The sequence below is a fragment of the Neobacillus sp. B4I6 genome (assembly GCF_050434045.1).
Taxonomy (GTDB): domain Bacteria; phylum Bacillota; class Bacilli; order Bacillales; family Cytobacillaceae; genus Neobacillus.
The window spans coordinates 5,174,838-5,198,090 of sequence record NZ_JBNPWB010000002.1 but is presented as its reverse complement, the minus strand read 5'-3'; the positions used below and the strand labels follow the sequence as shown (position 1 = coordinate 5,198,090).

Here is a 23,253-nt window from a genome sequence, read left to right as displayed (position 1 = left end):
AATCAACTTTCTTGGAGAGTTTGATCCTGGCTCAGGACGAACGCTGGCGGCGTGCCTAATACATGCAAGTCGAGCGAACCTGCAGGAGCTTGCTCCTGTTGGTTAGCGGCGGACGGGTGAGTAACACGTGGGCAACCTGCCTGTAAGACTGGGATAACACCGGGAAACCGGTGCTAATACCGGATAATCCTTTTCCTCTCATGAGGAAAAGCTGAAAGTCGGTTTCGGCTGACACTTACAGATGGGCCCGCGGCGCATTAGCTAGTTGGTGAGGTAACGGCTCACCAAGGCGACGATGCGTAGCCGACCTGAGAGGGTGATCGGCCACACTGGGACTGAGACACGGCCCAGACTCCTACGGGAGGCAGCAGTAGGGAATCTTCCACAATGGACGAAAGTCTGATGGAGCAACGCCGCGTGAGCGATGAAGGCCTTCGGGTCGTAAAGCTCTGTTGTTAGGGAAGAACAAGTACCGGAGTAACTGCCGGTACCTTGACGGTACCTAACCAGAAAGCCACGGCTAACTACGTGCCAGCAGCCGCGGTAATACGTAGGTGGCAAGCGTTGTCCGGAATTATTGGGCGTAAAGCGCGCGCAGGCGGTCCTTTAAGTCTGATGTGAAAGCCCACGGCTCAACCGTGGAGGGTCATTGGAAACTGGGGGACTTGAGTGCAGAAGAGGAAAGCGGAATTCCACGTGTAGCGGTGAAATGCGTAGAGATGTGGAGGAACACCAGTGGCGAAGGCGGCTTTCTGGTCTGTAACTGACGCTGAGGCGCGAAAGCGTGGGGAGCAAACAGGATTAGATACCCTGGTAGTCCACGCCGTAAACGATGAGTGCTAAGTGTTAGGGGGTTTCCGCCCCTTAGTGCTGCAGCTAACGCATTAAGCACTCCGCCTGGGGAGTACGGCCGCAAGGCTGAAACTCAAAGGAATTGACGGGGGCCCGCACAAGCGGTGGAGCATGTGGTTTAATTCGAAGCAACGCGAAGAACCTTACCAGGTCTTGACATCCTCTGACACTCCTAGAGATAGGAATTTCCCCTTCGGGGGACAGAGTGACAGGTGGTGCATGGTTGTCGTCAGCTCGTGTCGTGAGATGTTGGGTTAAGTCCCGCAACGAGCGCAACCCTTGATCTTAGTTGCCAGCATTCAGTTGGGCACTCTAAGGTGACTGCCGGTGACAAACCGGAGGAAGGTGGGGATGACGTCAAATCATCATGCCCCTTATGACCTGGGCTACACACGTGCTACAATGGATGGTACAAAGGGCTGCAAGACCGCGAGGTTTAGCCAATCCCATAAAACCATTCTCAGTTCGGATTGCAGGCTGCAACTCGCCTGCATGAAGCCGGAATCGCTAGTAATCGCGGATCAGCATGCCGCGGTGAATACGTTCCCGGGCCTTGTACACACCGCCCGTCACACCACGAGAGTTTGTAACACCCGAAGTCGGTGGGGTAACCGCAAGGAGCCAGCCGCCTAAGGTGGGACAGATGATTGGGGTGAAGTCGTAACAAGGTAGCCGTATCGGAAGGTGCGGCTGGATCACCTCCTTTCTAAGGATAAAGCTGGACTTGTGAGCCAGACAAAACAGTTTGTGACACGATCTTTGTTTGTTTAGTTTTGAGAGTATAATCTCTCTTTATATTTCCGTTGTGGGGGCCTATAGCTCAGCTGGTTAGAGCGCACGCCTGATAAGCGTGAGGTCGATGGTTCGAGTCCATTTAGGCCCACCATCTTCATAACGGGGCCTTAGCTCAGCTGGGAGAGCGCCTGCTTTGCACGCAGGAGGTCAGCGGTTCGATCCCGCTAGGCTCCACCAAAATCGTTCTTTGAAAACTAGATAATCGTAATGAAGAAGTCAATGTAAGAACCGAGTCAATGCCATTTTAGTTTTCTCTCTTATGTAAGTAAGAGAATAACCAAGACAAATTAGCAGCGAGAAGGTCGAGGAAGCAAGCGAGCGAAGACCGGAGCGTACCCTAATGTACGTGAGGATCTGAGAGAGCGCGGCTGACGAAGAGATTCGAAGCTGATCATTTGTCGATCAGGTTAAGTTAGAAAGGGCGCACGGTGAATGCCTTGGCACTAGGAGCCGATGAAGGACGGGACTAACACCGATATGCTTCGGGGAGCTGTAAGTAAGCTTTGATCCGGAGATTTCCGAATGGGGGAACCCACTGTTCGTAATGGAACAGTATCTTTACCTGAATACATAGGGTATGGAAGGCATACCCGGGGAACTGAAACATCTAAGTACCCGGAGGAAGAGAAAGCAAACGCGATTCCCTGAGTAGCGGCGAGCGAAACGGGACATAGCCCAAACCAAGAGGCTTGCCTCTTGGGGTTGTAGGACACTCAACATGGAGTTACAAAGGAACGGGGTAGATGAAGCGACCTGGAAAGGTCCGTCATAGAAGGTAAAAACCCTGTAGTCGAAACTTCGTTCCCTCCTGAGTGGATCCTGAGTACGGCCGGACACGAGAAATCCGGTCGGAAGCAGGGAGGACCATCTCCCAAGGCTAAATACTCCCTAGTGACCGATAGTGAACCAGTACCGTGAGGGAAAGGTGAAAAGCACCCCGGAAGGGGAGTGAAATAGTTCCTGAAACCGTGTGCCTACAAGTAGTTAGAGCCCGTTAATGGGTGATAGCGTGCCTTTTGTAGAATGAACCGGCGAGTTACGATCCCATGCAAGGTTAAGTTGAAGAGACGGAGCCGCAGCGAAAGCGAGTCTGAATAGGGCGTATGAGTATGTGGTCGTAGACCCGAAACCAGGTGATCTACCCATGTCCAGGGTGAAGTCCAGGTAACACTGGATGGAGGCCCGAACCCACGCACGTTGAAAAGTGCGGGGATGAGGTGTGGGTAGCGGAGAAATTCCAATCGAACTTGGAGATAGCTGGTTCTCTCCGAAATAGCTTTAGGGCTAGCCTCACGTAGTAAGAGTCTTGGAGGTAGAGCACTGTTTGGACTAGGGGCCCTCATCGGGTTACCGAATTCAGACAAACTCCGAATGCCAAAGACTTATCCGTGGGAGTCAGACTGCGAGTGATAAGATCCGTAGTCAAAAGGGAAACAGCCCAGACCACCAGCTAAGGTCCCAAAGTATACGTTAAGTGGAAAAGGATGTGGAGTTGTTTAGACAACCAGGATGTTGGCTTAGAAGCAGCCACCATTTAAAGAGTGCGTAATAGCTCACTGGTCGAATGACTCTGCGCCGAAAATGTACCGGGGCTAAACGTATCACCGAAGCTGTGGATTGACATCTTAGATGTCAGTGGTAGGAGAGCGTTCTAAGGGCGTTGAAGCTAGACCGTAAGGACTGGTGGAGCGCTTAGAAGTGAGAATGCCGGTATGAGTAGCGAAAGATGAGTGAGAATCTCATCCACCGAATGCCTAAGGTTTCCTGAGGAAGGCTCGTCCGCTCAGGGTTAGTCGGGACCTAAGCCGAGGCCGAAAGGCGTAGGCGATGGACAACAGGTTGATATTCCTGTACCACCTCTTTATCGTTTGAGCAATGGGGGGACGCAGGAGGATAGGGTAAGCGCGCTGTTGGATATGCGCGTCTAAGCAGTTAGGCTGAGAAGTAGGCAAATCCGCTTCTCGCGAAGGCTGAGCTGTGATAGCGAGGGAAATTTAGTACCGAAGTTCCTGATTCCACACTGCCAAGAAAAGCCTCTAGCGAGATAAAAGGTGCCCGTACCGCAAACCGACACAGGTAGGCGAGGAGAGAATCCTAAGGTGAGCGAGAGAACTCTCGTTAAGGAACTCGGCAAAATGACCCCGTAACTTCGGGAGAAGGGGTGCTTTTTGAGGTGAATAGCCTCGAAGAGCCGCAGTGAATAGGCCCAGGCGACTGTTTAGCAAAAACACAGGTCTCTGCGAAGCCGCAAGGCGAAGTATAGGGGCTGACGCCTGCCCGGTGCTGGAAGGTTAAGAGGAGGGGTTAGCTCACGCGAAGCTCTGAATCGAAGCCCCAGTAAACGGCGGCCGTAACTATAACGGTCCTAAGGTAGCGAAATTCCTTGTCGGGTAAGTTCCGACCCGCACGAAAGGCGTAACGATCTGGGCACTGTCTCAACGAGAGACTCGGTGAAATTATAGTACCTGTGAAGATGCAGGTTACCCGCGACAGGACGGAAAGACCCCGTGGAGCTTTACTGTAGCCTGATATTGAATTTTGGTACAGCTTGTACAGGATAGGTAGGAGCCTGAGAAGCCGGAGCGCTAGCTTCGGTGGAGGCGTCGGTGGGATACTACCCTGGCTGTATTGAAATTCTAACCCGCACCCCTGATCGGGGTGGGAGACAGTGTCAGGTGGGCAGTTTGACTGGGGCGGTCGCCTCCTAAAGAGTAACGGAGGCGCCCAAAGGTTCCCTCAGAATGGTTGGAAATCATTCGCAGAGTGTAAAGGCACAAGGGAGCTTGACTGCGAGACCTACAAGTCGAGCAGGGACGAAAGTCGGGCTTAGTGATCCGGTGGTTCCGCATGGAAGGGCCATCGCTCAACGGATAAAAGCTACCCCGGGGATAACAGGCTTATCTCCCCCAAGAGTCCACATCGACGGGGAGGTTTGGCACCTCGATGTCGGCTCATCGCATCCTGGGGCTGTAGTCGGTCCCAAGGGTTGGGCTGTTCGCCCATTAAAGCGGTACGCGAGCTGGGTTCAGAACGTCGTGAGACAGTTCGGTCCCTATCCGTCGTGGGCGCAGGAAATTTGAGAGGAGCTGTCCTTAGTACGAGAGGACCGGGATGGACGCACCGCTGGTGTACCAGTTGTTCTGCCAAGGGCATCGCTGGGTAGCTATGTGCGGACGGGATAAGTGCTGAAAGCATCTAAGCATGAAGCCCCCCTCAAGATGAGATTTCCCATAGCGCAAGCTAGTAAGAACCCTGAAAGATGATCAGGTTGATAGGTCAGAGGTGGAAGCGTGGTAACATGTGGAGCTGACTGATACTAATCGTTCGAGGACTTAACCAATTTTTAAGGCATACTCATTTTACAACTTCTTCTGCATTATCTAGTTTTGAGGGAATGATTCCTCAATTAAATAGTCTGGCAGCAATGGCGAGAAGGTCACACCCGTTCCCATACCGAACACGGAAGTTAAGCTTCTCAGCGCCGATGGTAGTTGGGACACGCGTCCCTGTGAGAGTAGGACGTTGCCAGGCACATCTAAGAACAACTCATTTTTGGGTTGTTCTTTTTGTAATGTGGAGAAACTTGTTTAGTGTTAGAAGATTAGGGTTTTTACCATGCCCGTTAATGAGTAAAATGTCCATCGGAGGGGTTCCGAAGGACAAAATCCCACCAGTGGACAGGAAAAATGTCTATCGGAGGGGTCACGAAGGACAAAACCCCACAAGTGAACAAGAAAAATGTCTATCGGAGGGGTTCCGAAGGACAAAGCCCCACAAGTGGACAGGAAAAATGTCTATCGGGAGGGGTTCCGAAGGACAAAACCCCACAAGTAAACATGGAAAATGTCTATCGGAGGGGTTCCGAAGGACAAAGCCCCACAAGTGAACAGGAAAAATGTCTATCGGAAGGGTTCCGAAGGACAAAGCCCCACCAGTGGACAGGAAAAATGTCTATCGTAAAGGTTCCGAAGGACAAAACCCCACAAGTGAACAGGAAAAATGTCCATCGGAGGGGTTCCGAAGGACAATGCCCCACAAGTGGACAGGAAAAATGTCTATCGGAGGGGTTCCGAAGGACAAAGCCCCACAAGTGGACAGGAAAAATGTCTATCGGGAGGGGTTCCGAAGGACAAAACCCAGATAAAAACACCTAAAAGAGGATGTCCAAAGGCGGGGCTTTATTTGACAACCTCTTTTTTTATATAAATTATACTATCCCATCAAATACTGATAAATCAAAAAGGGTCCTTTCTGCATGGTGACATCAAGAAAAGAACATATGAATGGATAATCCTGATTGGGCATCATTTTGGTCAACTCACTCCACCATTCCGTTTCATAGCGGGCGATCATACTTAAATTGTAAAGCAATAAATAATGGACCAATAGTTCTGGGAAATTGAAATAGTTCTCTTTATTCAGAGGCAATGCAAAGGTTTCATTCTCAATATTATATTTAAGTGGAGAATTTCCAAAAAGAGAAGTCGTGTTCATCGAAAATGCCAGACCATCATTTGAAAATTCCACTCCTTTTTCAAACTTAGATGTCAAAAATTCCTTAAACCGATTTTCTGTCATATGAAAATGATCTAATACGGTTTCAGGTACAAAAAACTGTTTTTGATCCGTTTGTAACTTAATAAATGTCCTTTTCCCTTCAAGTAAAAAGAATAAATCATCCAGTTCTGGTATTAGCTGTAGTAATTCCTCCATAATGACTTTCTCCCCTTCCAATTGTTTCATGTGAAACAATTTTTCAGAGATGAAGGGGAAAAGTCCATTTTTTTGAAATTTAACTTCGTCTTGAAAGAAATGATAATTCTGCTTCTTCCTTTTCCTTGTCGAAACTCCGTGTGCTAAAACCGCCGTTGTTTCTGGATAAGCAGGATCAATGGTTAATATACATGCTTTAATTAAATGGACGAGACCATAAAAAAGTAAAATTGGTTTTATAATAAGAGGAGAGCTTTCTGCTTGTTGATAATAAATTTGTCCGTGTTCAAGATAATAAAGAAAGGCATAACAATTTTCATAGCTTTTTTGTTCAGGATTCTCGATCTGACGCTTTTGGTAACAACCTTTTAAAAAGCGTTGGCAGTATTCTGCCGAAAAGAAGCAAGAGTAGCTTTTCCAATCTTTATATTCAATACCCAAGACTATATCACCTTTTTCAGAAGAATCAGACTAATACTTATTCCTTGACAGTATTTTATCCAATTGATAACCTACAAATAATATTTTTTTCCTGGGGGCCATAAAAATGTGGGAAAGTAAATTTTCAAAAGAAGGTTTAACGTTTGATGATGTATTATTAATTCCTGGTAAATCTGAGGTATTGCCAAGAGATGTAAACATGCAAGTGGAATTATCACCAAGTGTAAAGCTGAACATTCCAATCATAAGTGCTGGGATGGATACAGTAACAGAATCAGAAATGGCTATATCAATGGCTCGCCAAGGCGGTTTAGGGATCATTCATAAAAATATGACCATTGATCAGCAAGCGGAGCAGGTTGAAAAGGTAAAGAGATCGGAAAGCGGGGTTATTACTGATCCATTTTTCCTAACACCAGAGCACCAAGTGTTTGACGCGGAGCATTTAATGGGAAAATATCGTATTTCCGGAGTACCAATCGTAAATAACTTTGAAGAACAAAAGCTTATCGGTATTATCACCAATAGGGATCTTCGCTTTATTCAAGACCAAGATTATTCATTTAAAATTTCTGACGTAATGACCAAAGAGAAACTTGTCACAGCCCCAGTCGGAACGACGTTAAAAGAGGCAGAGAAGATTCTGCAGCGCTACAAAATTGAAAAACTTCCGCTTGTAAATGAGCAGGGTGTTTTAAAAGGGCTAATAACAATTAAAGATATCGAAAAGGTTATTGAATTTCCAAACTCCGCTAAGGATAGCCAAGGACGTTTATTAGCCGGAGCTGCGGTCGGTGTAACAAGCGACACAATGAAACGTGTGGATATGCTGGTAAAAGCGAATGTCGATGTGATTGTCCTCGATACAGCCCATGGACATTCAAAAGGTGTCCTCGATATGGTAAAGGAAATCAGAACTGCGTATCCTGACCTAACCATTATTGCTGGAAACGTGGCAACAGCTGAAGGAACCAAAGCCTTAATTGAGGCAGGAGCAGATGTGGTAAAAGTAGGAATTGGACCTGGTTCTATTTGTACGACAAGGGTTGTAGCAGGTGTTGGTGTTCCGCAAATTACCGCTGTTTATGATTGTGCATCAGAAGCGCTCAAGCATGGTAAAACGATTATTGCTGATGGCGGCATCAAATACTCTGGTGACATCGTGAAAGCCCTGGCAGCTGGTGGACATGCTGTTATGCTTGGCAGTCTATTGGCTGGGGTAACAGAGAGTCCAGGTGAGACAGAGATCTTCCAAGGACGACGTTTTAAGGTATATCGTGGCATGGGTTCCGTTGCAGCGATGGAAAAAGGTTCTAAAGACCGCTATTTCCAAGAAGATAATAAAAAGTTCGTTCCAGAAGGAATTGAAGGACGGATTCCATATAAAGGGCCGTTAGCAGAAACCATTTATCAGCTGATCGGCGGCCTCAGGTCAGGAATGGGCTATTGTGGAACTAAAGACCTTGAGGAATTAAGGATGAAGGCACAATTTATTAAAATGACCGGTGCGGGTCTTAGAGAGAGTCATCCACATGATGTCCAAATCACAAAAGAGGCTCCAAATTACTCGCTATAATCATTAAAACAGAGAAGCGTGACTTCTCTGTTTTTTTTATGTAAAAAGGCCTAGGAATGTTTGCGAAACTTTCAAAAATAGCCATAAGATGGTTCATAGCTCCGTCTATGATTTGCCATAGAGTTATGTTAAAATAACCAAAGTGTATAAATTCTTGGAGGGCGTTAAAGTGAACAAACATTTTTATAGGAAATGTATTGCCAGTGCTATGGCAATGATTATGTTTTTTGGACTATTTGCTGGTGTTGATATAGCGAAGGCAGACGCAGCATTAAATGTGAATGCAGATGGAGCTATTTTGGTTGATGGAGAAACGGGCAAGATTTTATATGAAAAGAATGCTGACAGTCCATTAGGAATTGCCAGTATGACGAAAATGATGACTGAGTATCTTTTACTCGATGCTGTAAAACATGGAAAGGTGAAATGGGATCAGGAATATACAGTAAGTGATCTTGTTTATAAAATCTCACAGCCGACTGGTTTATCTAATGTCCCATTGCGCCTTGGTGAAAAATATAATGTTCGAGAATTATATGAAGCAATGGCTATTTATTCTGCAAATGGAACAACCATTGCTCTAGCAGAAGTCATTGGCGGTACGGAAACCAATTTTGTGAAAATGATGAATGACAAGGCAAAAAAATTAGGATTGAAAAATAGTAAATTTGTAAACTCCACCGGTTTGAATAATAAAGATTATAACGGTGATCAACCAGAAGGAACAGGAGCAGATGAAGAAAACGTTATGTCCCCTCATGACGTGGCGACATTAGCTTTTCATCTCATTAATGATTATCCAGATGTTCTAAAAACGGCTAGTACGCCTAAAAAGGTATTCCGAGAAGGAACAGAAGATAGAATAGAAATGCAAAACTGGAACTGGATGCTGCCATCATTGGTTTATGGTTATCAAGGCATGGATGGGCTAAAAACAGGTACCACTGATTTTGCAGGCTACTGTTTTACAGGGACAGCAAGCCGTGATGGTAAACGATTTATAACTGTTGTTCAAAATGCTAAGGATATTAGCGGCAAAAACGATGGTTATAAGGCACGCTTTAGTGAAACGAAAAAAATGCTGGATTATGCTTTCAGCAATTATACGAAGGAAAAGCTTGTTCCTAAACATTATCAAGTAAAAGATCAGAAAACCGTTCCTGTTGTTAAAGGAAAAGAGGATCAAGTAAAAATCTATACGAAATCAGCTATAAATATGATGATTCAGAATGGCGGAAAAAAAGATTATAAACCAGTCCTTGTACTGGATAAAAAGAAACTGAATAAAAACGGTGAGCTAACCGCACCAATTAAAAAAGGTGAAACGGTTGGTTACTTAACAGTTGCACCAAAAAATGGAGGAAAAGTTAAGTTCTTAACAGCAGCAGGTCAACAAAAGGTCAATGTTGATGTGATTGCTGCAAATGATGTAGAAAAGTCAAACTGGTTTGTGTTAATGATGAGAGGCATCGGTAGTTTTTTTGGTGATGTCTGGCATGGAATTTCTACTGCTGTTAAAGGATGGTTTTAATTTAATTTAAACAGTAGAACCTCTAGGTGGTAATAATAGGATGTACGCAAAATGGATTCTTGTCTTGACAGGAATCCTTTTTTGTTGCTTTAATGTTTTTATGGGGTTAAAATAATTCCGACTAAATTAATAAAGATTTCTGAAAAATTATGAGAAAATTTTTCTTAATATTAAAAGAAATAATTAGGGGGATTTAGAAATGATAACAGGTACTGATCTCGTAAAACGTGGTATGGCTGAAATGCAAAAGGGCGGCGTCATCATGGATGTTGTTAATGCAGAGCAGGCGAAAATTGCTGAAGAAGCAGGAGCAGTAGCAGTAATGGCTTTAGAGCGTGTTCCTTCAGATATCCGCGCGGCTGGCGGTGTGGCAAGAATGGCAGACCCTAGAATCATTGAAGCAGTTATGGGTGCTGTGACGATCCCTGTAATGGCTAAAGGAAGAATTGGACATATTGTAGAAGCGCGCATTCTTGAAGCAATGGGTGTTGACTATATCGATGAGAGTGAAGTTTTAACACCTGCTGATGAAGAATACCATTTAAATAAAAGAGATTATACTGTACCGTTTGTATGCGGCTGTCGTGACCTTGGTGAGGCTGCCCGCAGGATTGGTGAAGGAGCATCTATGCTTCGTACAAAAGGCGAACCAGGAACAGGTAATATTGTTGAAGCAGTCCGCCATATCCGTAAGGTAAATGCTCAAGTCCGTAAAGTTGTTGCAATGAATGAGGACGAGCTTATGACAGAAGCAAAGCTATTAGGTGCACCATATGAAATCCTCTTAGAAATTAAACGCATTGGCAAGCTGCCAGTTGTTAACTTTGCTGCTGGAGGTGTGGCAACACCTGCTGATGCTGCGTTAATGATGCAATTAGGAGCGGACGGTGTATTTGTTGGTTCTGGTATCTTTAAATCAGAAAACCCAGCGAAATTTGCTAGAGCGATTGTTGAAGCAACTACACATTATCAAGACTATAAATTAATTGCTGAACTTTCAAAGGATCTTGGAACACCAATGAAAGGGATCGAAATTTCATCACTAGCACCTGAAGCACGCATGCAGGAGCGTGGATGGTAAGATGATTAGAATCGGCGTTCTTGCTCTACAAGGGGCGGTCCGTGAACATATGAGCTCGATAGAAGCATGTGGTGTAGAGGCCGTCGCAATCAAAAGAAAAGAAGAACTACAAGAAGTGGATGGCCTCATTCTTCCTGGCGGAGAAAGTACAGCAATGCGACGTTTAATTGACAAATATGATTTTATGGATGCCCTTAAAGAATTTGCTCAAGAAGGGAAACCTATGTTCGGAACCTGTGCGGGGCTCATTTTATTAGCCAAAGATCTTGTTGGCTATAACGAGTCACACATCGGTGTAATGGACATTAAGGTGGAACGTAACTCGTTTGGACGCCAAGTTGACAGCTTTGAGGCGGACCTTGCGATTAAAGACGTCGCTGAAAGCTTCCCAGCAGTATTTATTCGTGCACCGCACATCGTTGAGGCGGGAGAGAATGTTGAAATTCTGTCCAAGCATAATGACCGCATCGTGGCCGCACGGGAAGGACAATTTCTAGGCTGTTCCTTCCATCCTGAGTTGACGAATAATCATGGCCTTACGGCGTACTTCGTCGAGATGGTGAAGGAAGCTAAGGCTAAACATCTGGTATAATTGGGTTGCATTTGGTTTATAATTATAGTAATTTAAAATTACAAAATCTAAATAAAGATTAAAGCAATGAGAGGAACTAGTAACAGGAGATTCATTCTCTAGAGAGCCGGTGGTTGGTGTGAACCGGTGGATGAAGCTTGTGAATCCCTCCTCGAGCAAGGTGCGGAACACCTCCTCATGAGGTTAGTAAGTACTTTCGGTAGAAACCGTTAACGTTTTTTCGAGGTGGACAGTTTTTTCTGTCAACCAGGGTGGTATCGCGAGTAACTCTCGTCCCTGTATTAGGGGCGGGAGTTTTTTTATTTTTAAGCGGATGCGCCCGTGAAGCAAGTCTAATCTAAAATATTTTTATAAAAAAGGAGCGCTGTTATTATGCTAGATATTAAAGTGTTAAGAGCTGATTTTGAAGATGTAAAAGCAAAACTTCAAAAGCGTGGAGAAGATTTATCTGCTCTCGACCAATTTGAAGAACTCGACCAAAGAAGACGCGAATTGATTGTGGAAACAGAAAAGTTAAAAAGCCGCCGAAATGAGGTTTCCCAGCAGGTTGCTTCTTTAAAGCGTGAAAAGCAGGATGCCGATCACTTAATTAAAGAAATGCGTGAGGTTGGTGACCAGATCAAAACGTTTGATGATGAATTACGAGTGGTTGAAGAGTCATTAGAGCTTTTGATGTTGAGCATTCCGAATATCCCGCATGAAAGTGTTCCAGTTGGTGAAACTGAGGATGATAATATTGAAATTAGACAGTGGGGCAAGGTGCGTGAGTTTGAGTTTGAAGTCAAGCCTCACTGGGATGTTGCTGATCAACTAGGTATTCTGGATTTTGAACGAGCTGGTAAAGTAACTGGAAGCCGTTTTGTCTTTTATAAAGGGTTAGGAGCTCGTTTAGAACGTGCATTAATGAGCTTCATGTTAGACCTCCATGTTGATGAGCATGGCTATACAGAGATATTACCGCCGTATTTAGTCAACCGGGCAAGCATGACGGGAACTGGCCAGCTTCCTAAGTTCGAAGAAGATGCGTTTTTGATTGAAAATGAAGATTACTTCTTGATTCCAACAGCAGAGGTACCTGTTACCAATCTTCATCGAGATGAGATTTTAAGCGGCGAGGAATTGCCGATCCGCTTCGCCGCATACAGTGCGTGTTTCCGCTCTGAGGCTGGCTCTGCGGGCCGTGATACACGAGGCTTGATTCGTCAGCATCAATTTAACAAAGTTGAACTTGTAAAGTTTGTTAAGCCTGAAGATTCTTATCAGGAACTGGAAAAGCTGACAAATGACGCTGAACGGGTATTACAATTACTTGAACTGCCATACCGTGTGTTAAGCATGTGTACAGCTGACCTTGGCTTTACCGCAGCAAAAAAATTTGACATTGAAGTTTGGATTCCAAGCTATGGAACTTACCGAGAAATTTCTTCTTGCAGTAATTTTGAGGCCTTCCAGGCAAGGCGGGCAAATATTCGCTTCCGTCGTGAACCAAAGGCTAAACCAGAGCATGTACACACCTTAAATGGTTCTGGCCTCGCGATTGGCCGCACGGTGGCTGCCATTTTAGAAAATTACCAGCAAGCCGATGGCAGTGTCGTGATTCCTACGGTTTTACGTCCATATATGGGCAACCGCGAAGTCATTAAGCCAATGTGAAATTAAAGCTGTGTTAAAGCTAAATGTTGATTTTACACACTCTGTTGGTTGGAGTGGAATGTGCGAGACTCCTGCGGGAGTACGGGACAGGGGAGACCCCACAGGCGCGAAGCGCCGAGGAGGCTCCCCGGAACGCCCGCGGAAAGCGAAGCACATGGAACGGAAATCAACAGGCAAGTTTAACAAAGCTAAAATTACAAAAACTGAACAGACCAAAAAATTGTCCAGTTTTTTTATTTAGTATGTTGACATAGTAAAAACAATATGGTAAATTAGTTTTTGTTGATACGGAGGAATACCCAAGTTTGGCTGAAGGGATCGGTCTTGAAAACCGACAGGCGGGTCATACCGCGCGGGGGTTCGAATCCCTCTTCCTCCTCCATTAATATTTTACAATCGCGCATAAAAACTGGAGATAATGGTTCGTTACAGTACATGTAACGGATTTTTTTTATGCTCCGAAAAATAAAGGACATAAAAAAACACATACTGGATTACCCAATATGTGCTGTTCTCATATTTAATATTTCTTGTAGTTTATCTTCAACCGCACGGCAGACCTTAGTGGCATCTTCTTCACTTTTTACGACGTCTGTCGTATCCATATCAATCACTAATACTTCACTTGCTGCATACTGATTCATGACCCACTCATCATAACCCTTCCAAACCTCGAAGTAGTATTCCTTCAGCTCAGGGTTTATTTCAAAGCTTCGACCGCGCGCCATAATCCGATCAATTACCGTATCGAACGAACCTTTAAGGTAAACCATTAAATCTGGCGCTTTCCTTGGAAGTTCATTTAGTTCTTCAAGCATATTTTCAACTAGGTCTTCGTAAATTTTAAATTCCAAATCTGATATTCTGCCTAATGATTTATTTACATAAGCAAAATACCAATCTTCATATATGGAACGGTCCTGAATGGTGTAAACAGGCTCTCTCCAACTGACGCACTCCTTAACCGTTTTAAAGCGTTTATTTAAGAAGAATAATTGAAGAAGGAAAGGAATTCTTCTTGCATCTAACTCTTCAGGTGTCAGTTCGTAATAGAGCGGTAGAATCGGATTGTCATCCACCGATTCATAAAACACTTTACTATCTATTCCTCTATTTTGAAAGTGTGCATTCAATGTGTCTGCAACACTTGTTTTTCCAAGACCTATCATACCACCAATTACGATACTCACTAACATTCCCCTGTTCTATAGTGTTTTAGTCCAGCTGCTTTTTTTTAATGCTAATGATAACTGACCAATAATATGGTTTAAATCATGTTCATTTTTTACAAAATCCAATTCATCTCCACTGAAACGAAGAACTGGTATTTCAGGATGTTCTTTTTCAAAGATCATCATTGTTTCTTCATAGTCAAGCGATAACTGCTCTAAATATAAGGGGCTGATATTTTTTTCGACTTCACGCCCTCTTACTTTGATGCGTTTTAACAACGTGTCTAGGCTTGCATTCAGATAAATAATCACGTTAGGCTTCGGCATATCCTCGGTAAGGATTTGATAAATTTTATAGTATTTTTGATACTCGTTCCTGCTTAATGAACGCTTAGCAAAAATTAAATTCTTGAAGATATGATAATCCGCTACGACGGATTGCTTTTGGCTTAAGAAATGGGTATTGATATCCCCTAATTGCTTAAAGCGATTGCAGAGGAAAAACATTTCCGTTTGAAAACTCCACTCCTCAATATTTTCATAGAATTTCCCTAGAAATGGATTTTCATCAACAATCTCTTTTAGTAATGCAAATTCGAATTGCGCTGAAATGGCTTTAGCGAGAGATGTTTTGCCAACACCTATCGGCCCTTCAACGGTAATAAAGGGTGTATCCCCCATTGCAAGTCCTCCTTCTCCAACTGCCTACACTCTATGTTTCACCAGATAAACTGGTTATTTAGTACCGTAAAACAGGCAAAGACTATTTTATCATAATCTCACTCAGGAAGGGATAAGGAATATTTAGAAGTAATCCGTTTTATGTCGAATATATGAAAAAACTGCCGAATGAGGGCAGTTTTTGTAGAATAAAAATAGTTAAGTCCCACGTTTGGTGACATTGAAATTGTCCACGATCAACAGCCAGTTTTGCGGGAAAGCTAGCCCAAGCTTCCAATAGCTCATTCCCCTAATATTTAACTCTTTAATTAAGTCAAACTTTGCCTGGATCGAGCGGGCATCCTCGAACCAAACCTCATGCTGCTTCCCGGCATCGGTATATCTAAAAAATGGGGCCTGGGCTTTGGTGTCATATTGTATCGGGACATTGTGGCTTGCGGCCAGCTGTATCGCCTGCTGTGGGCTCACTGCCTTCGCCACTGACCCCGGCACGAATGGCAGTGTCCAATCATAGCCATACAGGTTCTGTCCCATCATAATTTTATTTGCTGGAATATCAGTTATCGCATACTCCAATACTCTTCTTACTTGATCAATGGGCGAAACAGCCATCGCAGGGCCGCCGCTATAACCCCATTCATAGGTCATAATGACGACAAAGTCAGCAATTTCCCCGTGGGCCTTATAATCATGCCCCTCATACCATTTCCCTTTTTGGGTTGCACTAGTCTTTGGGGCAAGGGCGGTTGACATGAGCCAGCCTTGACGCGAGAATCTTTGTTTTGCTTTTCGTAAAAAGCGATTATAGGCCTCGCGGTCAGCAGGGCGTAAAAACTCAAAGTCAAAGTGAATATCACGGAAGCCATACTTATTGGCAGTGGTGACAATATTGTTAAGAAATTTATCTTGAATGGCTGTATCATTCAAAAGAATCCGACCGAGTTCATCGTTAAACTGGTCATTTTCTTGATTGTTAATAACCATCATTAAGACATTTCGATTGGCTTTAGCGATGGCAGGAAAGTTATTAAGTAATGGTTCTTTCAAGGTACCATCGCGCCGCGCTTGAAAGCTAAAGGGGGCTAAATACGTGAGATAGGGTGCGGCCTCACGGGCACTGGTTTCTAGGATAGGGGCTACAGTGGTGCCGCGCGGTTCAACGTACGCGTTAAACTCTGCGTTTCTTTTTTTACCTTGAGGTATATAGAGACGAAAGCCTACATTAAGTGGTTGATTTACATTAATCCGATTGATGGTGGCCAGCTGTTGATAGGGGACGCCAACCTTTCTTGATATGGAGAATAAGGAATCACCTGGCTGCACGAAGTAAAAGTGACCGATGATTGGAATGACAAGCGACTGTCCGATAACTAGATTGTTTGGATTGGGTAAATCATTGGCCTCAACGATATCTTGAACAGTTGTATGATAAGTCCTAGCGATTGTAGTTAAGGATTCATTCCTTTTTATCACATGGATTTGCATCCTAATACCTCCTTGGCAAATATGCGTTGCAACTATTTTATGAGGGAGGGAGCGGATAAATGATATAATGCTGATAAATTACATCTGTACTAGGGTGCATCCTTGCCTTTAAGACATTCTCTATCATCGTTAAGGCGTACTGATAAGTCAATAATTTTATGTAAATCAGCCTGCCAAAAATTATAATGGTCGTTAATTAAGATGACCGGCAATTTTTTTTCGTTAAATTGAGTTTTTAAAGGGGAAATATGATGACAATTGAGCGCATGCAAGATGAAGATTTTATGAGAGAAGCAATAAAGGAAGCTGAAAAAGCAGAAGAGCTGAAAGAGGTGCCGATTGGAGCCGTTATTGTAATAGAAGGAAAGGTTGTTGCTCGGGCCCACAATTTACGCGAGAACGAGCAAAATGCCATCGCCCATGCTGAACTATTAGCGATTGATCAAGCCTGCAAGGAACTGCGCTCATGGCGCCTTGAAGAGGCTGTCCTTTATGTAACGTTAGAGCCTTGCCCAATGTGCGCAGGGGCAATCATGTTATCAAGGGTTAAACGAGTCGTTTATGGTGCGGCTGACCCTAAGGGCGGCTGTGCGGGTACACTTATGAACCTCTTGGAGGATGAGCGCTTCAACCATCAGAGTGAGGTTATCGGCGGTGTATTAGAAAAAGAGTGCGGGCAAATACTCTCCGACTTTTTTCGAAAAATAAGAGAGCGGAAAAAGCTCGAGAAAAAAGTGCAAAAGGATGAACTTACAAAAACTGACAGTGAATAGTCATTGCTTTTTTCCAAGAATATTTGTATACTAAGAAAGCGTCATAGAGACGCACTAAACTTTGGTATCAACTTTGCCGTGCTAGGTGGGGAGGTAGCGGTGCCCTGTACCCGCAATCCGCTCTAGCGGGACTGAATCCCTTCCCGAGGCTAACGACCTGTAGGGTCTGCCTTAAGTAAGTGGTGTTGACGCCCGGGTCCTGCGCAATGGGAATCCATGAACCATGTCAGGTCCGGAAGGAAGCAGCATTAAGTGGACGCTCCCATGTGCCGCAGGGTTGCCTGGGCCGAGCTAACTGCTTAAGTAACGCTTATGGGCGTTAGTCGACGGAAGGTGCACGGCTGTTATATTACATAAATTAACTCATCTCAGAATTGGGATGAGTTTTTTTGTACATTCAACTAGATTCATTTTGTAAAAACCAAAATGGTTAAGGTATAATAAGAAAAGTAGAAAGCTGAAAAATTTGAAGGGGGCGATTGTCAATTGGCTTATCAGGCTTTATACCGTGTTTGGCGGCCTCAAACATTTATTGATGTAGTAGGACAAGAACATGTAACCAAGACATTGCAAAACGCCCTGCTTCAACAAAAGATCTCTCATGCATATCTTTTTTCAGGACCGAGAGGAACAGGGAAAACAAGTGCGGCTAAAATATTAGCAAAGGCGATTAATTGTGAACGTTCGCCGGTTTCAGAGCCATGTAATGAGTGTGCTGCCTGTCTCGGAATCACCAATGGGACAATATCGGATGTGCTGGAATTTGACGCTGCTTCGAACTCACGTGTGGAGGAAATGCGTGATGTTCTTGATAAGGTCAAATTTGCACCTACTTCGGTTAATTATAAGGTCTATATTATTGATGAAGTACATATGCTATCCATTAGCGCATTCAATGCATTGTTAAAAACATTAGAAGAACCGCCAAAGCATGTGATTTTTATTTTGGCAACGACAGAACCTCATAAAATCCCCTTAACCATTATTTCAAGATGTCAGCGCTTTGACTTTAGAAGAATTACTGCTGGAGCAATCGTCAAACGGATGAAATTAATCGTTGAGGAAACTGGGGTTAATTGTGATGAGCGAGCCCTGCAATTGATTGCCCGGGCAGCAGATGGCGGGATGCGTGATGCGCTCAGTTTATTAGATCAGGCCATATCGTATAGCCAGGACCAGGTGTCCATTGAGGATGCCTTAACTGTAACCGGATCAGTATCGCAGGGGTTTTTGAATAAGCTGGCCCTAGCCTTTCGGGAAAAGGATGTTGCGAGCGGGTTAGAAGCACTGGATGAACTTTTATTTCATGGAAAAGACCCAATGCGCTTTATTGAGGATTTTATTTTATTTTATCGTGATATGCTGCTTTATAAAACAGCACCAAACCTTGAAGAATCCCTTGAAAGAGTGATGCTTGATGATGATTTTCGAATCATGGCTGAAACCATCTCAATGGAGCAGATTTATCAGCTCATCGATCTCTTGAATAAAACTCAACAAGAAATGCGCTGGACCAACCATCCAAGAATTTTCCTTGAAGTAGCAATCGTTAAGTTATGTCAAATGGAAGTTAAACACACAGAGCAAGCAAATCCAGCACAAATTGAACAATTAATAACAAGAATCGGCCAGCTTGAGACAGAACTGCAGCATTTAAAGGAAACTGGTGTGGCGGCAGTCCCGCAAGATACAGCAACACAAGCGCAGAAGTCTGCGCCAAGGTCTTCTAAAAAGACATTTCAACCTGCAGTTGGAAAAATCAATGAAGTATTAAAGCAGGCAACGAAAAGCGATCTAAATGTCATCAAAGCCAATTGGGGCGAATTGCGGGCAAGTCTTTTAAAATCACAAGCCGCCCTGTTAAACGATGCAGAGCCAATTGCAGCGTCCTCAACTGCTTTTATTATAAAATTCAAGCATGAGATGATTTGTCAAATGGCAATGAATCGTGCGGATTTTCTTGATGCTGTGATCGCCGCATTATATAAATTAACCGGCAAAAGATTCATCCTTTTAGGTGTTCCTGAAGACCAGTGGCTGCCAATTCGCGAAAACTTTTTGAATAGTCATGAGGGTGCTGAAGGAGAAACCAGCGAAGCACCTAAGGAAGAAGAACCACATATTGCCGAGGCGAAAAAAATATTTGGCGAAGAATTTGTGGAAATTATTGATTAAATAACTAATTAAATGGAGGTAGATGGTAATGATGCGTGGTGGCGGAATGGGAAATATGCAAAATATGATGAAACAAATGCAAAAGATGCAAAAGGAAATGGCGAAAGCACAAGAAGAATTAGGTGAAAAGAAGATTGAAGGATCTGCTGGCGGCGGGATGGTCACAGTAGTGGTAACCGGTCATAAGGAAGTTGTCGATGTAATTATCAAACCAGAGGCAGTCGATCCGGATGATATCGAAATGCTTCAAGACCTTGTTTTAGCTGCAACAAATGATGCTCTTAAAAAGGTAGAAGAGTTAACAAACAGTACGATGGGGCAATTTACAAAAGGAATGAACCTTCCTTTTTAGGAGTGGAATAGCAAAAGATGCATTATCCTGAACCAATATCTAAGCTGATTGACAGCTTTATGAAGCTGCCAGGTATCGGCCCAAAAACGGCCGGTCGTCTGGCTTTTTTTGTCCTAAGTATGAAAGAGGATACGGTGCTTGATTTTGCTAAAGCACTAGTGAATGCCAAACGAAATCTAACCTATTGTTCTGTCTGTGGTCATATCACGGATCAGGATCCATGTTATATTTGTGAGGACCAACGACGGGATAGAAGTATCATTTGTGTCGTCCAAGATCCTAAAGATGTGATAGCGATGGAAAAAATGAAGGAATTCAACGGTTTGTACCATGTTCTGCATGGGGCGATTTCCCCGATGGATGGGATAGGTCCTGAGGATATCAATATCCCTGACCTCTTAAAACGTCTTCAGGATGAAACAGTTACTGAAGTGATCCTAGCGACTAACCCTAATATCGAAGGGGAAGCAACCGCGATGTACATTTCACGTTTGTTAAGGCCATCAGGGATTAAAACGACAAGAATTGCGCATGGGCTTCCTGTTGGCGGGGACCTTGAATATGCGGATGAGGTAACCTTATCTAAAGCGATTGAAGGCCGGAGAGAATTTTAAAAAGACGCGGAGGAATCAGTCATGTTTTTTCAGCGTAAAGGTCGGCTGCGTAAGGAGTATAATGAAAAGCTCTTAATGCAGTTGAATAGATATAAAGAACATTGGCAGCAAGAAAAGCTGCTGTTGGAAAAAAGTTTTGATCCTTCCGAAGAGGTGATTTGCCAAACAAAAATTGCTGAGGCAAAATATATCTTTCTATTAAGAGAAGCAAAGCAGCGGAATGTTACCTTAATGAGATAAAAACTAAGCTATTTCTTTTTTTAGGTCTATCTTTATCAACTTGTACATAAGTTGAAACAAAGTGACTTAAGAAGGGGGATAGCTTTTTTGGAACCAATTATCGTAATATCCATCCTCGGAGGGCTCATACTTATCCTTTTATTTACGGGTGCTCCTTTTAAGCCCGCTCGATTGGTTGGACAGGCTGCTATTAAATTAGTCATTGGAGCGCTATTTTTATTCTTCTTAAATGCTGCGGGTAACCGCTATGGAATTCATGTGCCGATTAATTTTGCTACATCGGCTATTTCAGGATTTTTAGGAATCCCGGGTCTAATCGCTTTAGCTGCTATTCAACATTGGGTACTCTAGTCCTAAAACCGCTGAAAAAAAGCGGTTTTTCTTTTTGAAAAACAAATTTATAAAAAAGTATTGACCAATCCTTTTATATGCTGTAATATATGAAAAGTCGTCACAGAGACGATGAAATGAAAATGAAAAAAGTTGTTGACTTCTGGTTGATAACTTGATAAGATAATAAAGTCGCTTTTAGGCGATAGAGAAATTGTTCTTTGAAAACTAAACAAACAAAATCGTGCAAACAAACAAAAATTTTAGTTTCAATTAAGAAACTAAGCCAACGTAACAAAATGAGCTAATCAACTTTCTTGGAGAGTTTGATCCTGGCTCAGGACGAACGCTGGCGGCGTGCCTAATACATGCAAGTCGAGCGAATCAACAGGAGCTTGCTCCTGTTGATTAGCGGCGGACGGGTGAGTAACACGTGGGCAACCTGCCTGTAAGACTGGGATAACACCGGGAAACCGGTGCTAATACCGGATAATCCTTTTCCTCTCATGAGGAAAAGCTGAAAGTCGGTTTCGGCTGACACTTACAGATGGGCCCGCGGCGCATTAGCTAGTTGGTGAGGTAACGGCTCACCAAGGCGACGATGCGTAGCCGACCTGAGAGGGTGATCGGCCACACTGGGACTGAGACACGGCCCAGACTCCTACGGGAGGCAGCAGTAGGGAATCTTCCACAATGGACGAAAGTCTGATGGAGCAACGCCGCGTGAGCGATGAAGGCCTTCGGGTCGTAAAGCTCTGTTGTTAGGGAAGAACAAGTACCGGAGTAACTGCCGGTACCTTGACGGTACCTAACCAGAAAGCCACGGCTAACTACGTGCCAGCAGCCGCGGTAATACGTAGGTGGCAAGCGTTGTCCGGAATTATTGGGCGTAAAGCGCGCGCAGGCGGTCCTTTAAGTCTGATGTGAAAGCCCACGGCTCAACCGTGGAGGGTCATTGGAAACTGGGGGACTTGAGTGCAGAAGAGGAAAGCGGAATTCCACGTGTAGCGGTGAAATGCGTAGAGATGTGGAGGAACACCAGTGGCGAAGGCGGCTTTCTGGTCTGTAACTGACGCTGAGGCGCGAAAGCGTGGGGAGCAAACAGGATTAGATACCCTGGTAGTCCACGCCGTAAACGATGAGTGCTAAGTGTTAGGGGGTTTCCGCCCCTTAGTGCTGCAGCTAACGCATTAAGCACTCCGCCTGGGGAGTACGGCCGCAAGGCTGAAACTCAAAGGAATTGACGGGGGCCCGCACAAGCGGTGGAGCATGTGGTTTAATTCGAAGCAACGCGAAGAACCTTACCAGGTCTTGACATCCTCTGACACTCCTAGAGATAGGATTTTCCCCTTCGGGGGACAGAGTGACAGGTGGTGCATGGTTGTCGTCAGCTCGTGTCGTGAGATGTTGGGTTAAGTCCCGCAACGAGCGCAACCCTTGATCTTAGTTGCCAGCATTCAGTTGGGCACTCTAAGGTGACTGCCGGTGACAAACCGGAGGAAGGTGGGGATGACGTCAAATCATCATGCCCCTTATGACCTGGGCTACACACGTGCTACAATGGATGGTACAAAGGGCTGCAAGACCGCGAGGTTTAGCCAATCCCATAAAACCATTCTCAGTTCGGATTGCAGGCTGCAACTCGCCTGCATGAAGCCGGAATCGCTAGTAATCGCGGATCAGCATGCCGCGGTGAATACGTTCCCGGGCCTTGTACACACCGCCCGTCACACCACGAGAGTTTGTAACACCCGAAGTCGGTGGGGTAACCGCAAGGAGCCAGCTGCCTAAGGTGGGACAGATGATTGGGGTGAAGTCGTAACAAGGTAGCCGTATCGGAAGGTGCGGCTGGATCACCTCCTTTCTAAGGATAAAGCTGGACCTGTGAGCCAGACAAAACAGTTTGTGACACGATCTTTGTTTGTTTGGTTTTGAGAGTATAATCTCTCTTTATATTTCCGTTGTGGGGGCCTATAGCTCAGCTGGTTAGAGCGCACGCCTGATAAGCGTGAGGTCGATGGTTCGAGTCCATTTAGGCCCACCATCTTCATAACGGGGCCTTAGCTCAGCTGGGAGAGCGCCTGCTTTGCACGCAGGAGGTCAGCGGTTCGATCCCGCTAGGCTCCACCAAAATCGTTCTTTGAAAACTAGATAATCGTAATGAAGAAGTCAATGTAAGAACCGAGTCAATGCCATT

15 protein-coding genes, 5 tRNA genes, 4 rRNA genes, 1 other RNA gene and 1 other annotated feature are annotated in these 23,253 nt (G+C 44.5%); of the genes, 21 read left to right on the top strand and 4 right to left on the bottom strand.

The window, feature by feature from the left end:
* Positions 1-8 precede the first annotated feature (8 nt).
* From QF028_RS27935 to rrf, 5 genes are all read left to right on the top strand, one after another.
* A 16S ribosomal RNA gene (locus QF028_RS27935) occupies positions 9-1,558 on the top strand.
* Positions 1,559-1,661: 103 nt separating this feature from the next.
* Positions 1,662-1,738 (top strand) — tRNA-Ile (locus tag QF028_RS27930).
* Positions 1,739-1,748: 10 nt separating this feature from the next.
* Positions 1,749-1,824: transfer RNA gene (locus QF028_RS27925), tRNA-Ala, on the top strand.
* Positions 1,825-2,052: 228 nt separating this feature from the next.
* Positions 2,053-4,987 (top strand): 23S ribosomal RNA (locus tag QF028_RS27920).
* A 74-nt stretch (positions 4,988-5,061) separates the two neighbouring features.
* Positions 5,062-5,178, top strand: a 5S ribosomal RNA gene (gene rrf / locus QF028_RS27915).
* The 16S, 23S and 5S rRNA genes sit together here with 2 tRNA genes alongside, the layout of an rRNA operon.
* Before the next feature lie 681 nt (positions 5,179-5,859).
* Here rrf and QF028_RS27910 read toward each other — a convergent pair.
* On the bottom strand, positions 5,860-6,801 hold the full coding sequence (locus tag QF028_RS27910) for a YaaC family protein (protein ID WP_335439161.1): 942 nt from the start codon (positions 6,799-6,801) through the stop codon (positions 5,860-5,862).
* 106 nt (positions 6,802-6,907) lie between these two features.
* Between QF028_RS27910 and guaB the strand changes: the two genes are divergently transcribed.
* The 6 genes from guaB to QF028_RS27880 all read left to right on the top strand — a co-directional run bounded on the left by guaB (position 6,908) and on the right by QF028_RS27880 (position 13,616).
* A complete protein-coding gene (guaB, locus tag QF028_RS27905) occupies positions 6,908-8,377 on the top strand; it encodes an IMP dehydrogenase (RefSeq protein WP_215007930.1) in 1,470 nt (489 codons plus the stop codon).
* Between the two features lie 214 nt (positions 8,378-8,591).
* Positions 8,592-9,908 (top strand): serine hydrolase, encoded by a 1,317-nt coding sequence (locus QF028_RS27900; protein ID WP_429472575.1) that lies wholly within the window; start codon positions 8,592-8,594, stop codon positions 9,906-9,908.
* A 199-nt stretch (positions 9,909-10,107) separates the two neighbouring features.
* Positions 10,108-10,989, top strand: a complete 882-nt coding sequence (gene pdxS / locus QF028_RS27895; protein ID WP_215007932.1) for a pyridoxal 5'-phosphate synthase lyase subunit PdxS — start codon at positions 10,108-10,110, stop codon at positions 10,987-10,989.
* Between the two features lies 1 nt (position 10,990).
* A complete protein-coding gene (gene pdxT / locus QF028_RS27890) occupies positions 10,991-11,581 on the top strand; it encodes a pyridoxal 5'-phosphate synthase glutaminase subunit PdxT (protein ID WP_429470629.1) in 591 nt (196 codons plus the stop codon).
* Between the two features lie 57 nt (positions 11,582-11,638).
* Positions 11,639-11,862 (top strand) — a binding site (T-box leader).
* A 91-nt stretch (positions 11,863-11,953) separates the two neighbouring features.
* Positions 11,954-13,234 carry a serine--tRNA ligase gene (gene serS / locus QF028_RS27885; RefSeq protein WP_429470628.1) on the top strand — a complete coding sequence of 427 codons (1,281 nt, stop codon included), beginning with the start codon at positions 11,954-11,956 and terminating at the stop codon, positions 13,232-13,234.
* Positions 13,235-13,523: 289 nt separating this feature from the next.
* Positions 13,524-13,616, top strand: a tRNA-Ser gene (locus tag QF028_RS27880).
* A gap of 112 nt (positions 13,617-13,728) precedes the next feature.
* On the opposite strand, the gene QF028_RS27875 is transcribed toward QF028_RS27880, so the two are convergent.
* From QF028_RS27875 to QF028_RS27865, 3 genes are all read right to left on the bottom strand, one after another.
* Complete coding sequence (locus QF028_RS27875) at positions 13,729-14,424, bottom strand: deoxynucleoside kinase (RefSeq protein ID WP_374193784.1); 696 nt, start codon at positions 14,422-14,424, stop codon at positions 13,729-13,731.
* Positions 14,425-14,439: 15 nt separating this feature from the next.
* Entirely contained in the window at positions 14,440-15,087 is a 648-nt protein-coding gene (locus tag QF028_RS27870) for a deoxynucleoside kinase (protein WP_215007943.1), read from the bottom strand.
* 198 nt (positions 15,088-15,285) lie between these two features.
* Positions 15,286-16,572 carry a glycosyl hydrolase family 18 protein gene (locus QF028_RS27865; protein WP_429470625.1) on the bottom strand — a complete coding sequence of 429 codons (1,287 nt, stop codon included), beginning with the start codon at positions 16,570-16,572 and terminating at the stop codon, positions 15,286-15,288.
* Between the two features lie 257 nt (positions 16,573-16,829).
* Here QF028_RS27865 and tadA point away from each other — a divergent pair, with 257 nt between their 5' ends.
* The 10 genes from tadA (at position 16,830) to QF028_RS27815 (ending at position 23,186) form a co-directional block, all read left to right on the top strand.
* Positions 16,830-17,345 carry a tRNA adenosine(34) deaminase TadA gene (gene tadA / locus QF028_RS27860; RefSeq protein WP_429472573.1) on the top strand — a complete coding sequence of 172 codons (516 nt, stop codon included), beginning with the start codon at positions 16,830-16,832 and terminating at the stop codon, positions 17,343-17,345.
* A 76-nt stretch (positions 17,346-17,421) separates the two neighbouring features.
* Positions 17,422-17,686: signal recognition particle sRNA large type (ffs, locus tag QF028_RS27855), an RNA gene on the top strand.
* Positions 17,687-17,831: 145 nt separating this feature from the next.
* Positions 17,832-19,520 carry a DNA polymerase III subunit gamma/tau gene (gene dnaX / locus QF028_RS27850; RefSeq protein ID WP_429470623.1) on the top strand — a complete coding sequence of 563 codons (1,689 nt, stop codon included), beginning with the start codon at positions 17,832-17,834 and terminating at the stop codon, positions 19,518-19,520.
* A gap of 31 nt (positions 19,521-19,551) precedes the next feature.
* On the top strand, positions 19,552-19,872 hold the full coding sequence (locus tag QF028_RS27845; protein WP_168245863.1) for a YbaB/EbfC family nucleoid-associated protein: 321 nt from the start codon (positions 19,552-19,554) through the stop codon (positions 19,870-19,872).
* A 17-nt stretch (positions 19,873-19,889) separates the two neighbouring features.
* A complete protein-coding gene (recR, locus tag QF028_RS27840; RefSeq protein ID WP_088084902.1) occupies positions 19,890-20,486 on the top strand; it encodes a recombination mediator RecR in 597 nt (198 codons plus the stop codon).
* A gap of 21 nt (positions 20,487-20,507) precedes the next feature.
* Complete coding sequence (locus QF028_RS27835; RefSeq protein WP_066249193.1) at positions 20,508-20,726, top strand: YaaL family protein; 219 nt, start codon at positions 20,508-20,510, stop codon at positions 20,724-20,726.
* Between the two features lie 87 nt (positions 20,727-20,813).
* On the top strand, positions 20,814-21,077 hold the full coding sequence (locus QF028_RS27830) for a pro-sigmaK processing inhibitor BofA family protein (RefSeq protein WP_088084904.1): 264 nt from the start codon (positions 20,814-20,816) through the stop codon (positions 21,075-21,077).
* 293 nt (positions 21,078-21,370) lie between these two features.
* Positions 21,371-22,920, top strand: a 16S ribosomal RNA gene (locus tag QF028_RS27825).
* Between the two features lie 103 nt (positions 22,921-23,023).
* Positions 23,024-23,100 (top strand) — tRNA-Ile (locus tag QF028_RS27820).
* A gap of 10 nt (positions 23,101-23,110) precedes the next feature.
* Positions 23,111-23,186: transfer RNA gene (locus QF028_RS27815), tRNA-Ala, on the top strand.
* Positions 23,187-23,253: the final 67 nt, after the last annotated feature.

Bases quoted from the DNA above. Each gene is read 5' to 3' on its own strand.
- QF028_RS27845 (WP_168245863.1), top strand. From the start codon at position 19,552: ATGCGTGGTGGCGGAATGGGAAATATGCAAAATATGATGAAACAAATG.
- recR (WP_088084902.1), top strand. From the start codon at position 19,890: ATGCATTATCCTGAACCAATATCTAAGCTGATTGACAGCTTTATGAAG.
- QF028_RS27900 (WP_429472575.1), top strand. From the start codon at position 8,592: ATGATTATGTTTTTTGGACTATTTGCTGGTGTTGATATAGCGAAGGCA.
- serS (WP_429470628.1), top strand. From the start codon at position 11,954: ATGCTAGATATTAAAGTGTTAAGAGCTGATTTTGAAGATGTAAAAGCA.
- QF028_RS27835 (WP_066249193.1), top strand. From the start codon at position 20,508: ATGTTTTTTCAGCGTAAAGGTCGGCTGCGTAAGGAGTATAATGAAAAG.
- guaB (WP_215007930.1), top strand. From the start codon at position 6,908: ATGTGGGAAAGTAAATTTTCAAAAGAAGGTTTAACGTTTGATGATGTA.
- pdxS (WP_215007932.1), top strand. From the start codon at position 10,108: ATGATAACAGGTACTGATCTCGTAAAACGTGGTATGGCTGAAATGCAA.
- pdxT (WP_429470629.1), top strand. From the start codon at position 10,991: ATGATTAGAATCGGCGTTCTTGCTCTACAAGGGGCGGTCCGTGAACAT.
- QF028_RS27865 (WP_429470625.1), bottom strand. From the start codon at position 16,572: ATGCAAATCCATGTGATAAAAAGGAATGAATCCTTAACTACAATCGCT.
- QF028_RS27870 (WP_215007943.1), bottom strand. From the start codon at position 15,087: ATGGGGGATACACCCTTTATTACCGTTGAAGGGCCGATAGGTGTTGGC.